General features: G+C 69.7%; 15 protein-coding genes. 4 read left to right on the top strand and 11 right to left on the bottom strand.

What is annotated here, in order from left to right; genetic code table 11:
* Positions 1–45: 45 nt before the first annotated feature.
* The 9 genes from HNR09_RS09680 to otnK form a co-directional block, all read right to left on the bottom strand.
* Entirely contained in the window at positions 46–1614 is a 1569-nt protein-coding gene (locus tag HNR09_RS09680; RefSeq protein ID WP_179541848.1) for a multicopper oxidase family protein, read from the bottom strand.
* Complete coding sequence (locus tag HNR09_RS09675) at positions 1611–2105, bottom strand: hypothetical protein (RefSeq protein ID WP_179541847.1); 495 nt, start codon at positions 2103–2105, stop codon at positions 1611–1613. The genes HNR09_RS09680 and HNR09_RS09675 overlap by 4 nt, the downstream gene beginning before the upstream one ends.
* Positions 2106–2266: 161 nt before the next feature.
* Positions 2267–3058 carry an SGNH/GDSL hydrolase family protein gene (locus tag HNR09_RS09670; protein WP_179541846.1) on the bottom strand — a complete coding sequence of 264 codons (792 nt, stop codon included), beginning with the start codon at positions 3056–3058 and terminating at the stop codon, positions 2267–2269.
* Positions 3059–3191: 133 nt separating this feature from the next.
* Positions 3192–3809: a 3-oxo-tetronate 4-phosphate decarboxylase gene (gene otnC / locus HNR09_RS09665; RefSeq protein WP_179541845.1), complete on the bottom strand. Its 618-nt coding sequence runs from the start codon at positions 3807–3809 to the stop codon at positions 3192–3194.
* Between the two features lie 48 nt (positions 3810–3857).
* A complete protein-coding gene (locus tag HNR09_RS09660; protein WP_179541844.1) occupies positions 3858–5264 on the bottom strand; it encodes a GntP family permease in 1407 nt (468 codons plus the stop codon).
* Between the two features lie 52 nt (positions 5265–5316).
* On the bottom strand, positions 5317–6276 hold the full coding sequence (gene denD, locus HNR09_RS09655; RefSeq protein ID WP_179541843.1) for a D-erythronate dehydrogenase: 960 nt from the start codon (positions 6274–6276) through the stop codon (positions 5317–5319).
* Positions 6277–6311: 35 nt separating this feature from the next.
* The gene (locus HNR09_RS09650) at positions 6312–7109 is read right to left on the bottom strand and encodes a DeoR/GlpR family DNA-binding transcription regulator (RefSeq protein WP_179541842.1); all 798 of its coding nucleotides are present in this window, start codon (positions 7107–7109) and stop codon (positions 6312–6314) included.
* Positions 7106–7933 carry a 2-oxo-tetronate isomerase gene (gene otnI, locus HNR09_RS09645; RefSeq protein WP_343047507.1) on the bottom strand — a complete coding sequence of 276 codons (828 nt, stop codon included), beginning with the start codon at positions 7931–7933 and terminating at the stop codon, positions 7106–7108. Before otnI ends, HNR09_RS09650 begins: the two co-directional genes overlap by 4 nt.
* Entirely contained in the window at positions 7930–9237 is a 1308-nt protein-coding gene (gene otnK / locus HNR09_RS09640; protein WP_179541841.1) for a 3-oxo-tetronate kinase, read from the bottom strand. The genes otnI and otnK overlap by 4 nt, the downstream gene beginning before the upstream one ends.
* 179 nt (positions 9238–9416) lie before the next feature.
* On the opposite strand from otnK, the gene HNR09_RS09635 reads away from it, so the two are divergent.
* Positions 9417–10298 (top strand): NAD(P)-dependent oxidoreductase, encoded by an 882-nt coding sequence (locus HNR09_RS09635; RefSeq protein WP_179541840.1) that lies wholly within the window; start codon positions 9417–9419, stop codon positions 10296–10298.
* A gap of 60 nt (positions 10299–10358) precedes the next feature.
* Here HNR09_RS09635 and HNR09_RS09630 read toward each other — a convergent pair whose 3' ends face one another.
* A complete protein-coding gene (locus HNR09_RS09630; RefSeq protein WP_179541839.1) occupies positions 10359–11513 on the bottom strand; it encodes a glutathione S-transferase family protein in 1155 nt (384 codons plus the stop codon).
* A 69-nt stretch (positions 11514–11582) separates the two neighbouring features.
* Here HNR09_RS09630 and HNR09_RS09625 point away from each other — a divergent pair, with 69 nt between their 5' ends.
* Together HNR09_RS09625 and HNR09_RS09620 are read left to right on the top strand one after the other, a co-directional pair.
* Entirely contained in the window at positions 11583–12476 is an 894-nt protein-coding gene (locus tag HNR09_RS09625) for an MBL fold metallo-hydrolase (protein WP_179541838.1), read from the top strand.
* Between the two features lie 21 nt (positions 12477–12497).
* Positions 12498–13718, top strand: coding sequence for a cation:proton antiporter (locus HNR09_RS09620; RefSeq protein ID WP_179541837.1), 1221 nt, complete (start codon positions 12498–12500; stop codon positions 13716–13718).
* Positions 13719–13800: 82 nt separating this feature from the next.
* Here the strand turns inward: HNR09_RS09620 and HNR09_RS09615 are convergent, their stop codons facing one another.
* Positions 13801–14208 (bottom strand): hypothetical protein, encoded by a 408-nt coding sequence (locus HNR09_RS09615; RefSeq protein WP_179541836.1) that lies wholly within the window; start codon positions 14206–14208, stop codon positions 13801–13803.
* 180 nt (positions 14209–14388) lie between these two features.
* Between HNR09_RS09615 and HNR09_RS09610 the strand changes: the two genes are divergently transcribed.
* Positions 14389–15501, top strand: a complete 1113-nt coding sequence (locus tag HNR09_RS09610; protein ID WP_179541835.1) for an SDR family NAD(P)-dependent oxidoreductase — start codon at positions 14389–14391, stop codon at positions 15499–15501.
* The last annotated feature ends 53 nt before the right edge of the window (positions 15502–15554 follow it).

The following is a 15554-nucleotide window of genomic DNA, read 5'->3' as shown; positions in this document are numbered from 1 at the left end:
TTCTCGAGGGGCCCCTCCGGCTTCTCGAGGCGGGGTCGGACGGAGTCAATGGCCGTGGGGGCCAGGCTCCCGCGGACCGGAGCCATCGTCACCCAGGCGAGGTGCGACGTCGACGTCGTCCTCCTCCCCGGGGGCCACGACCACGAACTGGCCCATCATGCCCTGATCCTCATGCCAGAGCAGGTGACAGTGGTACATGTAGGGGATCTCGGTGCTGGTGTAGTCGCTGAACCGCATGATCAGCCGGACCCGCTCGTGGGGCGGGAGGTAGACGGTGTCCTTCCATCCGGCCAGCTCCGGAGGCGGAGGCTCGGCTCCCACACTGAGGATCTGGAACTGGACATCGTGGATGTGGACGTTGTGCGGCTGGCCGTGGTCGTTCCACACCTCCCAGATCTCGGTGGTGCCGGCCGTGACGACCTCGTCGATCCGGCCCCTGTCCATCGACCGTCCGTTGATCCGGTTGGTGCGCAGCTCGAAGCCGCGGACCGTGGAGGCTGCGGTCTCCTCGAGCGCCTCCAGCCTCGCCAAGATGCTCGGCAGGGCAGAGGCAGGGCGAAGCGTCTGAGCAGCGCGGAGCAGCATGATGTCCAGCTCGTCCCCCGACCCGGTGCTGTCCGCCATGCCGCGCGTGAGGCCCAGGTCCTGCGGGAAGGAGCGCAGGACCACCTCCTCGGCGGGTTCCATGTCCACGAGGATCTCGGCGCGTTCCCCGGGCGTGAGCATGATCCTCTCCATCCGGACCGGGGCGGGCAGCAGTCCCCCGTCTGAGGCGATCATCGCGAACGTCCTCCCGTCTTCGAAGCCGAAGGCGTAACTGCGTGCACCGGAGCCGTTGAGGATCCGCAGCCGCGTGCGTTCGGCGGAGACCTCGAGGACCGGGTCGGCGGTGCCGTTGACCAGGACCGTCTCCCCGAGCATCCCGTTGTTGCGGTGCGAGGTCTCCACCAGCTGGCCCTGTGCATCGAAGGTGCGGTCCTGGACGATGACCGGGATGTCATCGACGCCGTACTCCCGAGGCAGATCAAGCGCCTCCTCCTCGTCGTCGTCGAGGAGGAACAGGCCCGCGATCCCCCGATGGACATGCGCCTCCGTCTCCCCATGCGGGTGCGGGTGGTACCAGAGGGTGGCCGCAGGCTGGGCGATGCGCCAGGACGGCTCCCAGCTCTCCCCCGGCTCGACCATCTGATGGGGGCCGCCGTCGGCCTCTGCGGGCAGATGCATCCCGTGCCAGTGCAGGGTGGTGGTCTCGGAGAGCCCATTGGTGAACCGGACGATCACCGTGTCCCCGCGTCGCGCCCGCAGGGTGGGGCCCAGGTGGTCCCCGTTGATGCCCCAGGTCCGGGTCTCGCCCTGGTCGACGATGTGCGCGCGCCCTTCCTGGGCGGCGAGGTCGAAGGTGAGACGCGCGCCGTCGTCGCCCTGTACCCGGGTCGGTTCGGCCAGAGGCGGGATGTGGAGGGCGTGCCGGAAGTCCACCTGCCCCACGGTGCTGCGAGCGGTGCGCACCGGCGCGGACCCGCAACCCGCAGCCCCTAGGGCGGCCAGGCCGAGCCCGCTGACTCCGAGCCTGAGGACGTGGCGACGCCCGAGCAGTCGGTCGGCAGGGCTCATCGGACGCCCTCGGCCTGGAGCCCGGACCGGGTCCGCGCGGCACGGCGCCCGGAGACGCCCCGGAGAGCGAGCAGGCACAGCAGGCACGTCACCAGCAGGATGACCGCGCCGAGGGGCACATGGACGCTGAGCAGATGCAGGTGCCCGAGTGCGACCTGGCCGATCACCATCACGACCAGCAGCAGGGCCAGGGACGGCCCCCAGACGGTGCCGCCGCCGGGTCTCCACCACAGCACGCCGAGGATCACCAGGGCCATGGAGGCCGGTACGAGGAGACCGCCGATGATGGCGTGCGCCGTCAGCGCCGCAGCATGCCCGTCCAAGCTTCCGCCGGCGAGGAACGGCTGGACGAGGACCATCAGCGTCTGCACCACCACCGCACCGGTGAACAGCCACCGGCAGGTCAGGGCGACGCCGACGGCGAGGCCCTGCGGCGAGCGGCGGGGGCAACCAGAGGGCTGAACCGTCGTCTGGGTGGCTGGTCGATCCATGCCTCCGACGCTACGGAGCCCTGGATCACCGCACATTCGCCCCCAGGCGACAGCCGGTGTCGACGGGCGTCGACATCCGACCCTGAGCCGACCCTGAGCCGACCCTGAGCGGAAGCCCTGCCGCAGCCCGGATCAGCGCCGGCGGCTCGAGGCTCCGGACCTCACCAGATGCGGGAGGTCAGTTCCGGGTACTTCGGAGACATGTCATCGCCGGAGGAGCGCCCGGTCAGGCGCCGCTTCACCCACGGGTAGACGTGTTCACGGCCCCAGCTGACGTTGTCCACGGTCTTCTCCAGCAGGGAGAGCGGCGGAAGCTCCTCGATCTCCGGGTCGTCGATCTCGTCGGTCTCCCCGAGCACCTTCAGGACCGCCTTCGCCATGCGGGTGTGGCCGGCGATGCCCAGGTGCATGCGGTCCACATCCCAGTATCGCCAGTCCTGGAACTCCTTCATGTGCCAGAAGTCGACGAGATCGATGTCGAGGTCATCGGCGATCTTGCGCACGTGCTCGTTGTAGATGGCGGTGCGACCGCGGGTGGCCTTGAACAGCGGCGCCTTGGCCGAGTCGAATCCGGTGAACATCACGACCCTGGCGCCGGAGTCCACCAGCTTCTTCACCGCATGCCGGTAGCGGGCCATGAGACCGTCGATGTTGACCAGCGGGCGGAGGATGTCGTTGCCGCCGGCGTAGATGGTCACCAGCGTGGGTTCCATGGCCAGCGCGGTCTCGAGCTGCTCGTCGAGGACCTGGCCGATCTTCTTCCCTCGGATCGCCAGGTTCGCGTATCCCCAGGAGGAGTCGTTGGCGATCAGCTGCGCGGCGACCCGGTCGGCCCAGCCGCGGCAGTCGTTGGGGCTCGAAGGGTCGATGTCCCCGACACCCTCGGTGAACGAATCGCCCAGGGCCACGAACCGCTTCTCGAACGGGCCGTCGAGTTCATCTGCTGCTGACATGCACGAGCTCCTCGGAAGACGAAGGTTCACCAACCTTCACACTATCGCGGGCGAGGCGGACCGGACCACCGAACGGCCTCAGGGACGGTCCCTCCTCCCCACTCGACGTGAAGGCGGGGCGAAGCGGGCGAGCTCAGTCCAGCAGCTCCTGGATCTGAGCCTCGGTCAACGGCCGCACCGAGCGATCCCTGACCAGGAACGCCAGCTGTGCGGACACCTCGAGCTCCTCGGCGGCGTTCGACGCCGCCTCCAGCGACTCTCCGGCCACGATCGATCCGTGGTTCGCCAGGACCACCGCCGGCCCCTGCCGCGCGGCGGCGCGCAGCTCGACGTCCACCTCCGCCGACCCAGGACGGAAGTAGGGAACCATCGGCACCTCACGGCCCACCCGCATCACGAAGTACGGTGTCAGGGCCGGGATCACCGGGCCCTCCTCGGCCAGGCAGCTCACCGCCGTCACGTAGGTGGAGTGCAGGTGCACGACGGCCTGGGCCTCGGGACGCACCTCGTAGAGCGCTCGATGCATCACCACCTCTTTGGACGGCCGGGGCCCGCCCACATGGTTCCACCCATGGTCCAGCTCCGCGAGCGAGTCCGCCGTGAGCCGTCCCAGCGACGAGTTCGTGGGCGTCATGAGGAAGCCGTCACGGGTGCGCACGCTCAGGTTCCCGGCGCTGCCCACCGAGAACCCCCGGTCGAACAGGCTGGCTCCGATCTCCACGAGCTGCTCACGCAGCTGCTGCTCCGTCAATGCGGTGTCCTCTCGTCTGCGGGTGCTGGGGTCCGATCGCGTCTGCGATCATACGACGGCGCTGATGATCAGCAGGGTCACCAGGCTCACCGCCCAGGCGATGGTGGTGGGCACCGACCAGGTGAGCATCTGATGCTTGGCGTTCTTGACTCCCAGCATCCGGTTCACCACCCAGAACAGGCTGTCGTTGAAATAGCCGAAGAACATGGATCCCAGGCAGGCCGCCTGGGCGGCCAGGACCATGTTCACATCTGGCATCTGCGCCATGATCGGAGCAGAAATGGAGGCCGCGGTGATGATCGCGACCGTCCCCGAACCCTGGATCGCCCGCACGATCGTGGCGATGACGAAGGGGATCAGCACCGCCGGCAGCGCCAGCCCGGCGGCCCACTCCCCGATCGCGTCGCCGGTGCCGCTCTCACGCAGCACCGCGCCCAGCGCACCACCGGCACCGGTGACCAGCAGGATGATGCCCGCGCTCTCCACGCCCTTCTCCAGGTCCGCGATCGTGCCCTGGCGGTCCTGCCCGCGGGTCAGTCCGTAGACGGCGATCAGCACACCGATCAGCAGGGCAATCACCGGGTTCCCCAGGAACGCCGCACCCTGCACGAGCCACTCCGGCAGGGCGAGCACACCGGCCTCGGTCAGGTTGGTGGAGAAGGTGTTGAGGAAGATCAGCACGATCGGCGCGAAGATCGGCATCACGGAGATCGTCAGCGAGGGCAGCTCGCGCTCCCGCTCGACGGCGCGATCTTCGAACTCGGCGAAGGCCTCCTGGGGAGACAGCTTCTCCCCGGTGTCCGCCTCGATCATCGCCTCGATGCGCGGCCCCATGATCTTCGCGTAGAGCACCACGCACAGCAGGGACGGAATGGTCAGGATCACGCCCCAGAGGATCATCTCCCCGACGCCGACGCCGAAGATCCCGGCCGCGCCCAGCGGGCCCGGGGTGGGCGGCACCGCATGGTGGGTGACGGTCAGGCCCCCGGCGAGCGCGATGCCCAGGGTCAGCAGGGACCGGCCGGAGGTGCGGCTCAGTGACTTCACCAGCGGGGAGAGGATCACGAAGGCGCTGTCCACGAAGATCGGGATGGAGATGATGAATCCCGCTCCGGCGAGCGCCCATTCCTCCTTCTTCCTCCCCAGCCAGCGGATCAGCGTGACGGCGAGCTTCTCTGCCGCGCCGGAGGCCTCCAGCACGCGGCCCATCATCACGCCCAGCCCGATCACCAGGCCGATGGTGGACAGGGTCGCACCGAAGCCGGTGGTGATGGCCTCGACGACGCTCGCTGGCGCCATGCCGGCGGCGAGGCCGGCGATCGAGGCGGCGATGATCAGGGCGAGCACGGCGTGGACCTTCGTCCGCAGCACGAGGAAGATCAGCAGCGCGACCGCGGCCGCGAGGCCGATCACGGCGGTGATCTCGGTGAGCCCTGCAGTGTCTGTCTCTGTCATGGTGTCCTCCTTGACACGCTCCCGACCCCAGGGTGGGACGGGTGTTCCTTCATCAGGCGACGAATTCGTCTCGGTACTGCTTCACCGCGTCCTCGAAGCTGGAGTCCGGGCGGAAGCCCAGCGCGAGGAGGCGGTCGACGTCGAAGGCTCCCGGCCAGGAGCGGACGATCCGGCTGATCTCTTCGTCCTGCTCGTGGGAGACCAGCGCCAGCGCCTCGGCTCCGCCCACGCGTTCGAGGCTCTCCAGCATCTCGGCCACCGTGACGGTGACGCCGGGAAGGTTGAGCACCCTCCAGCCGGGCAGCTGAGCGGGGTCGAGCCGGACGGCGTGCACCAGGTTGGCGACCACGGTGTCCGGGGAGGAGAGCCACAGGCGGGTGTCCCGAGGCACGGGGCACACGGAAGGCTCGCCCTGCAGCGGCTCGCGGATGATCCCGCTGGCGAACGATGAGACGGCAGTGTTGGGGCGACCGGGCCGCACCGAGATGGTGGGCAGCCGGCAGATCCGGGCGTCCACGAATCCGCGCCGGGAGTACTCGTTGACCAGCAGCTCTCCGATGGCCTTGGTGGCCCCATAGGTGGACTCGGGCTGCACGGCCAGGTTCGCCGGGACGACGTCGGGCATCGTCCCGCCGAAGACGGCGATGGAGCTGGTGAACACGAATCGCGGGGCGGTGCCCAGCGCACGGGCGGCCTCGAGCAGGTGACGGGTCGCGTCCACGTTGACCCGGTGGGCGAGGTCGAAGTCGTCCTCCGAGCCTCCGCTGAGCACTGCGGCCAGGTGATAGATCGCCGCAGTGTCGGTCTCGACGACGTCGGAGAGCGTCTGCGGGTCAGCGACGTCGCCCACCACGGAGACGACGCGCGAGTCCGGCACCGGGCTCTCGGCCAGATCCAGGGAGGTGACCTTCTCCACTGGAAAGCCGAGGCTTCCAGCGTCGTGGGACTCCAGCAGGGCGGTGATGACGCGGCTTCCGAGGAAGCCGGCACCCCCGGTGACGATGACGTGCATGGATGGGTCCTTTCGCAGGAGGTGGGGGGGGCGGGTCAGTCGGTGATGAGCAGCTCGACGCCGAGATCCCGGGCACGCTCACGAGCGGCCTCGGGCAGGTCGGAGTCGGTGATGAGACCGTCGAACGCGCCGAAGGGGACGGCGCGGAACGCCGCGACCTTCCCGTACTTGCTGCTGTCGGTGGCCAGGTACGCATGGGTGGCGTTGTCCACCAGGGCGCGCTTGACCACGGTCTTGGCGTCCGATGGCACAGACAGTCCGCGCAGGTCGAAGGAGGAGGCGGAGACGAAGGCGAGGTCGATGTTGTACTCGTCCAGCTCCGCGGCGGCGAGCGGCCCCTGCGTGGAGAGGTTCGCGCTGTCCAGCTGGCCGCCCAGCACGTGGACCCGGGCGGTCGGGTGCTCTCCCGCGGCGGCGGCCACGGCGAGGTCATTGGTGATGATGTCCCCGGGGCCTGTCGGCCCGGTATCCTGCCGGGCATGCTCGACGGCCCGATCCACCAGCTGCCGGGCCAGGGCGAGCATCGTGGTGCCGGCGTCGAGGTAGATGACGTCGCCATCGCCGACCAGCTGCGCAGCCCGGGCAGCGATGTGCTCCTTCTCCGAGGGCCTCAGCCCCAGCTTGGTCTGGTGGGTGGCGTCCAGAGCGATGCGGGAGGGCAGCGTCACCCCTCCGGCGACCGAGACGAGCCGGCCGGCCTCCTCCAGGCGGCTGACGTCGCGGCGGACCGTCATATGGGAGACGCCCAAGGCCTCGGTGAGCGCGGCGATGCTGGCCGAGCCCTGCTCCTCGACCAGGTGCAACAGCCGGCGGCGTCGCTCGTCGGGGATCATCGGTGCGCCTCCCTGACCTGCTGCAGCCAGCCGAGGCCGGCCTGGGTCTCCCCCGCTGGGCGGTACTCGCAGCCGATCCATCCGGTGTAGCCGGTCTCCTCCAGCACGCTGAGCAGGTGGGTGAGGTCCAGCTCGCCGCCGTCGGGCTCGTGACGGTCCGGCACGGAGGCGATCTGCACGTGGGCGGTGATCCCCGCGGTGGCTCGGATGAGTTCGGTGAGGTCACCCTGGATGACCTGGGCGTGATAGAGATCCAGCTGCAGGGCGACGGCGGGGTGGTCGATCTCCTGGATCAGGTCCCGGGCGAGGTCCACGGAGTCCAGGAAGTAGCCGGGCATGTCGCGGGTGTTGATCGGTTCGATCAGCACCCGCACATCGTGGGCGGCGGCCTGCTCGGCGGCGTGCCGGACCCGTGCGACGTAGCGCTCCCGCAGCTCCTGCGGCGTGCCGGCGTCAGCGCCGGGGACCCCGGCCATCGCGTGCAGCTGCCGGCAGCCCAGCGCCTCGGCATACCACAGCGCCGTCTCGACGCCGGCGCGGAACTCGTCCTCGCGGCCGGGCAGGGTGGCCAGGCCGCGCTCACCGGCGGCCCAGTCTCCCGGGGGCATGTTGAAGAGCACCTGCTCGACGCCGGCACGGCGGCGCGCCTCGGCGACGACCGAGGCCTCGTGGTCATAGGGGAACAGGTACTCGACGCCGGTGAACCCGGCGTCGGCTGCGGCCTGGAACCGGTCCAGGAAAGGCAGCTCGGTGAACATCATGCTCAGGTTCGCGGCGAAGCGGGGCATCGGGTCTCCGGTTCTGGTGGGCTGCGGGGCGGTCACGTGTGCCTGCCTGTGACGAGGCGCTGGGCTGCGGAGAAGAAGTCCTCCGTGCCGAAGTTGCCCGACTTCAGGGCGAGGTCCACCCGATCGGCACCGGTGTCGAGGGTGCGGGTCCAGGGAACGCCGGGCGCGATCTGCGGCCCCACCTCGAAGCCTGTGACTTCCAGCGCTTGGGTGACCGCGCCGGAGGTCTCCCCACCGGCGGTGATGAACCGTGTGGTGCCGCGTGCGTGCAGCGCGGAGGCGAGGCGGCCGAAGAACTCCTCGACGGCGGCGGAGACGCGCGCCGCGCCGTACCGGTCCTGCCAGCCCCGGACCTCCTCCGGCGGAGCGGTCGCGGAGACCAGCGGCGCAGACTCGGTGCCTCGCTGGGCGTCCTCCGCCCAGGCGGCCACCTCGGCGACGTAGTCTGCTCCCCGGCCGAGGACCTCGGCGACGTCGACGGTCAGACTGGGTGCCAGCGGACGGTACGCGGCGACCTGCCGCCGGGTCATCTCGGAGCAGGACCCGGAGAGCACCACCGTGTGTCCGGCGGTGAAGCTCCAGCTCTTCTCAGGAGCATGCTGCGCCGCGTCCTGGCTCGCATCGGATGCTCCGGTCAGCGCGCGTGCGATGCCGGATCCGAGCCCTGAACCGCCGGTGACCAGGCGCATGTCCGCGGTGGCTGCACCGATGGTGTCCAGGTGGCTCATGTCCAGAGCGTCGAGGACGGCGTAGCGTACGCCGTCTCGCCGGGCCTGGGCCAGGGCTTCCCGGACGGCCTCCGGACCGGCGCTGACCACCGTGTAGGGGATGTTCCTCGCCCGTCCGGTGCTCTGCGCCTCCAGGAGCCGCAGGAGGTTCGAGTCCCGCATCGGGGTCACCGGATGGTCACGCATGCCGGATTCGTGCAGCAGCTGGTCATAGACGAAGAGGTGCCCCTGGTAGACGGTGCGACCGTTGACCGGCAGCGCGGGGACGACGACCGTGAGGTCCTCGCCGAGCCGGTCCAGCAGCGCGTCGGTGACCGGGCCGATGTTGCCCTCCGCTGTGGAGTCGAAGGTGGAGCAGTATTTGAAGACGATGCGCTCGGCACCGAGCTCCTCGAGCAGGCGGCAGGCGGCGAGGCTCTGCGCCACCGCGTCCGCTGCGGGAATGGAGCGCGTCTTGAGGCTGATCACGACGGCGTCGGGATCGGCGGGCAGGTACGTTCCCGGTCTCGGATCGTTGAGCTGCACCGTGCGCAGGCCGGCGGCCACGAGGAAGCCGGCGATGTCTGTCGCGCCGGTGAAGTCATCGGCGATGACGCCGAGTCGAAGCGGCATCCTGCCCACCTCTCCTGGAGTGCCCAGGACGGCACCACCACCCTGGATGTTCTGATATGTGAATCTCGCGCTGCGAGTTCACATACGCTAACATCATCGCATCAAGATTGTGAAGCACCTCACGATTCTCGCCGCCCCGACCGCGACCTCAGCCGCCCGATGAACCCTCAGGAGACATCATGAGCATCCGCCCGCCCCAGCCCCTGCGCGTCACCTTCGTCGGTGTCGGCGCGATCGGCCTGCCCATGGCCCAGCAGGTCGCTCAGGCCGGACACGCCGTGACCGGCGTCGACCCCTCCCCGGAGCGGCGGACACTGGCCGCCGAGCACGGCCTCGTCGTCGAAGAGATCCCGAGCTCGGCGGCGGAGGCCGACGCCGTCGTCGTCATGGTGGCCACCCCGGACCAGCTGCACGCCGCCGCACTCGGCGAGCAAGGGCTGCTGGCACGGATGCGTCAGGGCACGACCCTGATCGTGATGAGCACCGTGGGGCCGGAACCGGTCCGTGCCCTGGAGGCGCCGGCCGCCGAGCACGGGGTGCGGCTGCTCGACGTCCCGGTGACCGGCGGAGTCGGCGGCGCGCAGAAAGGAGCCCTGCGTCTCTTCGCCTCCGGTGCGGCCGACGTCCTCGAGGACAGCGCGGAGCTCCTGGGAGCGATGGGGACCGTGGTGGGGTGCGGTGATCAGGTCGGCCGCGGCCAGGCGTTCAAAGCGGTGAACCAGCTGCTGTGCTCCGTGCACATCGTGGCCGCGGCGGAGGCGCTGGCACTGGCCGAGCGGCTCGGGCTGGAGCAGGACGCCGTGCTCGAGGCGGTCTCTTCAGGAGCCGCGGGCTCCTGGATGCTGGCCGACCGCGGCCCGCGGATGCTGGAGGGCCTCGACGCCGAGGTCCGCAGCGCCGTCGGGATCTTCGTGAAGGACTCCGGGATGGTGGCGGAGATCGCCGGGTCCCTGGGTCTGGACGCTCCGCTGCTGCACGCAGCCCAGGCCAAGTACGTCGAGGCCGCCGACGCCGGCCTGATCGCCCGCGACGACTCCCAGGTCATCCAGACCTACCGCTGAGTCTCGCCACGCCCCCTCCTCGTTCATCGAACGGGACCTCCACGCTCCGTGCCGCCGTCGTCAACCGTGCAGCGGGTTCGCCCCGGGCGGGCGCTCCTCCTCCGCCACCGGCCCGGGGGCGGTGCCCGCGCCGAAGGGTGAGCCGCCGAGCTTCTCCCGGCCGTGGTCGGAGAGCCAGTTCTCCAGGTCCGGTCCCTGCGGCACGATCTGGGTGGGGTTCACGTCCTCGTGGACCACGTAGTAGTGCTCCTTGATCTGGTCGAAGTCGACCGTGTCCCCGAAGCCGGGGGTCTGGAACAGGTCCCGGGCATAGGCCCACAGATTCGGCATCTCGGTGAGCTTGTTGCGGTTGCATTTGAAGTGCCCGTGGTAGACGGGGTCGAAGCGCACCAGCGTGGTGAAGAGACGGACGTCGGCCTCGGTGATGTGCTCGCCCATCAGGTAGCGGCGGTCGTCGAGCCGCTCCTCCAGCCAGTCCAGTGCGGTGAAGAGCCGCTCATAGGCCTCGGAGTACGCACGCTGGGAGCCGGCGAACCCGCACCGGTAGACCCCGTTGTTGACCTCGGTGAAGATCCGCTTGATCACCGGAAGCATGTCCTCGATCAGCTCGGCGGGGATCAGATCCGGCGCACCCGCGCGATGGTGCGCCTGCCACTGGGTGGAGAGATCGAACGTCAGCTGCGGATAGTTGTTGGTCACCACCCCGCCCGAGGGCACATCCACCAGCGCGGGCACGGTGATCCCCCGGGGGTAGTCGGGGAACCGGGCGAAGTAGTTCTGCTGCAGCCGCTCCGTCCCCAGTACGGGGTCCCGCCCGTCCTCGGTGAGGTCGAAGGTCCAGGACCGTGCGTCATGCACGGGCCCCGGAGTGGCCAGCGAGATGACGTCCTCCAGGCCCAACAGCCGGCGGATGATGATCGACCGGTGCGCCCAGGGGCAGGCGCGGGCGGCCACCAGCCGGTAGCGCCCCGGCTCCACTGGCCAGGCCTCCGCGTCCTCGGTGAGTCCGGCGGTCCGCGGGTCGCCGATGCTCGAGCTCTCCTCACGCGGAGCGGCGGTGACGGCGTCGACGTCGGCGACCACCCGGTCCTCGATGTAGTTCGTGTCCCGGGTGAACTCTCCCCCGGTGACGTACGCGCCGGAGGTGGAATGCTCGGTGCCGGCGGTGGGCTGCGGGTCGGTGGTCTCAGTGGTGCTGTCCTGTGCAGGTGCCATTCCGCCAGCCTACGACGAGGCCCCGTCCGGTGGAACAGCGGCAGGTTCACCTCGTCCTAAAGTGGTGGCATGACCATGACGACGACGTCGGTGACACGCCTGCTCTGCGAGAACCCCTCTCCCATGACCCTGGAGGGCACCACCACGTACCTCCTGGCCGGCGAGGACGCCGTCGCCGTGGTCGACCCCGGACCCGCCGGCCACCCCGAGCATCTCGAGGCGATCCTCTCCGCCCTGGGGAAGCGCCGGGTGACCCAGATCCTGGTGACCCACCGACACCGCGACCACACCGGTGCCGCCTCCGTGCTCGCACAGCGCACCGGGGCACCGGTGCGGGGCGCTGACCCGGAGCAGTGCCTGCCGGGGGCAGACAGCCTCACCCCGGCGCCGCTGACCCACGGCGAGCGCCTCGATCTCGGCGGTGCTGTGGCTGAGGTGGTGCACACTCCCGGCCACACCTCCGACTCGATATGCCTGTTCCTGCCTCGGGCCCAGGTGGTCGACGAAACCGGCGACGACCGCCTGGGACACGTCACCCCGGAACCGGCGGCGATGATGCTGACCGGGGACACGATCCTGGGCCGGGGCACCACGATGCTCGACCATCCTGACGGCACCCTCACCGACTATCTGACCAGCCTCGACCGCCTCGCCCAACTCGGGGACAGGCAGAAGGACCAGCACCGGCTAGGTCACGGGGACGTGCTCATGCTCCCCGCCCACGGTCCGGCCCGGCCCTCGCTGGCCGAGTCCGCGCGGGCCTACCTGGCTCACCGGCACGAACGCCTCGACCAGGTCCGGGCTCTGCTGGCCGAGGCTCGACCGTTCTCCCCTGACGGCGAGGCCGACCCCGAGGCGCTGGGCCGGATCCTCTATGGGGAACACAGCACCCTGCCGCCGCGGGTGACCACCAAGATCGCTGCTGCGCAGCTGGACCACCTGCGCCACCTCGGCGAACTCTGAGCATCGGCGTAGGCTCGCCTCATGGGTGAACACATGCTCGTGGAGAACCTGCTCTCCACCTGGTGGATCGTCGCCGCCGCCTTCCTCGCCCCCATGCTGGCCCTGGGCACCCGGCGCAAGATCCCCGACGTCGTCTGGCTGCTCCTCCTGGGAATGCTGATCGGCCCTTTCGGCCTGCAGCTCGCCGAGCAGACCGAGGCGGTGGAGTTCCTGCGCGAGCTGGGCATGGGATTCCTGTTCCTGCTGGCGGGGCTCGAGATCAACACCGGTCAGATGCGCGGACGGCAGGGGCGCTCCGCAGCGCTGACCTGGGTGATCTGCCTGGTGCTCGGGATCGGCGCCGGGCTGCTCGTCGCCCAGGGAGAGCTGCATGTGGCGATCGTCTTCGCCATCGCCTCCACCTCGACGGCGCTGGGCACCCTGCTGCCGATCCTCAAGGACTCCGGCAAGGCCGTCACCCCGCTCGGCTCAGCCACCATGCTGCACGGCGCCCTGGGTGAGCTGGGCCCGATTGTGGCCATGTCCCTGCTGCTCTCCACCCGGGGCACGCTCGCCGCCGCCCTGGTCCTGGTGGCATTCGCCCTGGCGGCAGTCCTGGTGGTGCTGGTGCCGCACCGGCTGTTCACCCGGATCCCCCTGCTGGGCCGTGCCATGGCCGCCGGCGCTAACACCACCATGCAGACCACGCTGCGCTTCACGGTGCTCATCCTGATCACCCTGATGCTGCTGACCGCGGTCCTGCAGCTCGATGTGGCACTGGGCGCGTTCGCCGCCGGGATGCTGCTCAACGCCGTGCTGGCCGGGGCCGCCGCAGAGCATGGTCGCGCCCTGGTCCACAAGGTGGAGACCATCGGCTTCAGCTTCCTGATCCCGATCTTCTTCGTGACCAGCGGAATGTCCATCGACATCGGCTCGGTGGTCTCGCACTGGCCGGTGCTGCTGGGCTTCGTGCTCTCGATCGCCGTGGTCCGCGGGCTGCCGGTGTTCCTGCGCGAGCAGCTCACCGAGACCCACTCCGAGCTGAGCACCGTCCGCGATCGCCTGGCGCTGGCCCTCTATGCCTCCACCGGTCTGCCGATCATCGTGGCGGTCACCCAGATCGCCGTCTCCTCGGAGCTGATCGAGGAGTCCATGGCCTCGGTGATGGTCACCGGCGGGGCGATCACGGTGCTGCTGTTCCCGCTGCTCGCCCAGATCGTGGAGAAGGGCCGCGCCTCCGCACCGAGCTTCGACGCGGCCTGAGCACCCTGCTCAGGGCTGCCCCGACTGAACCTGTCCTGCTGAACCTGTCCCGCTGAACCTGTCCTGGCAGGCCCTCCGTAGGTCAGAACGGGCGCTTCTGATAGGGGCGCTCGGTCCACCGGATCTCGGAGAGCGCGATGCCGTCGGCCTGGAGGTGGTCCACCAGCGAGGTGGCCGCGGAGCCGAGCCTGTCGAAGGCGTGGGGCTGGCCCACCCCCACCGGACCCGTCGCATAGAAGATCACCTGGAGTACGCGACGTCCGCGCCGGTTCTCGGTGTAGTGCTGGGTCACGGAGAGCTGCCCGTCGGTCACGCCCACCAGCGGGCGCCCGTCGACGTCCTCCCGGAACGAGTCCATGAATCCGGTGAGCTCCTCGACCGCGTTCTCGACAGCGTCGAGGTCGTCGGCGTCGATCTGTGCCTCGAGCACCGCCCATTCGTCCCCGGCGAGGGCCCGCGGCCCCCAGTCGTTCCTCTGGCGCCAACGCATGGGCCCCTCCTCCTGAGCTCTGATTCGCAGTAACAATGCATCGTCGTCGCGTCATCTTGACGCGGCTCCCGGGATTCATCGACCCGAGAGCCGTCGTCACAGGCGCACTCGCCGAACCGGCTGAACATCAGCTGAACGGAATCGGCGGCGCACCACAGCCTGTCGCCCTAGGATACTGACATGAGTACCCATACCGCTCTGATCACCGGCTCGACATCCGGCCTGGGCGCCTCGTTCGCTCGCCAGCTCGCTGCCCAGGGCTATGACCTGGTGCTCGTGGCTCGCGACGGCGACCGCCTGCAGGCGCAGGCAGAATCCCTCACCTCGCAGTACGGTGTGCGCATCACCGTCCTCGTCGCCGATCTGGTGACCGAGGACGGCGTCGGCGCCGTCCAGGAACGGCTGACCGATGCGCGCCACCCCGTCCACCTGCTGGTGAACAACGCCGGCCACGGGCTTCCCACAGACTTCGTGGAGTCTGAGCTCGACGCCGAGCGGGATCTGCTGCGGCTGCACGTGCAGACCACCATGGAGCTCACCCACACCGCCGCCCGGGCGATGCGCCGTCGTCGTGCCGGACGGATCATCAATGTGGCCTCGGTGGCCGGGTTCACCCCCACCGGCACCTATTCGGCCGCCAAGGCCTGGGTCATCAACTTCACGAAGTCCGTCCACCAGCAGCTGCGCGGTGACGGCATCACGGTCACCGCTCTCTGCCCCGGTCTGGTCCGCACGGAGTTCCACGAACGCTCGGGGATCAAGGTCAAAGGCGCCAAGCGCTGGATGTGGCTCGATGCCGAGGACGTCGTCCGTGAGGCGCTGACCGCCAGCGCCCAAGGTGCCTCGATGTGCGTGCCCTCGCGGAGCTACCAGATGCTCACCGCCTCGCTGAAGTTCGTCCCCGACACCATGGTCCGCTGGGCGATGGAACGCCGGGTGGGGGTCCCCACAGAGGGCGAGGCCATGGCGCAGCTGGAGTCCGGAGGAGGACGGCGGCACGGCGGCGACGGCACCGCCGAGCCGACCAGCGAGGCGACCCGCACCGTGGACGCCTATAAGGCCGCCAAGGCCCAGGACAGCCGTGGCCGGGACGCGGCGGCACCCCGCTCCTCCGAGACTGGGGCAGCGGGCCCTGAAGCAGAGGGCTCTGAGACTGCGAGCTCTGAGACTTCCACCTCTGAGGTGCCGACGACGCCGACCTCCACCGTCCGCGCCGAGGAGTCCACCACCCACGGGGAGCCTGAGTCTTCCGGCAGCATGAGGCTCAATGGGCGGAACCCGCTGAAGAAGTGAGCCTGCCGGCTCGCCCACGCGGGGACGAGCCCAGCAGGAAGCTGGCACCGCAG

Origin of the sequence: Nesterenkonia xinjiangensis (assembly GCF_013410745.1) — a bacterium.
GTDB classification, from domain to species: Bacteria; Actinomycetota; Actinomycetes; order Actinomycetales; family Micrococcaceae; genus Nesterenkonia; species Nesterenkonia xinjiangensis.
The sequence above is the reverse complement of the archived record's forward strand: the minus strand, read 5'-3'. Positions and strand labels throughout refer to the sequence as shown.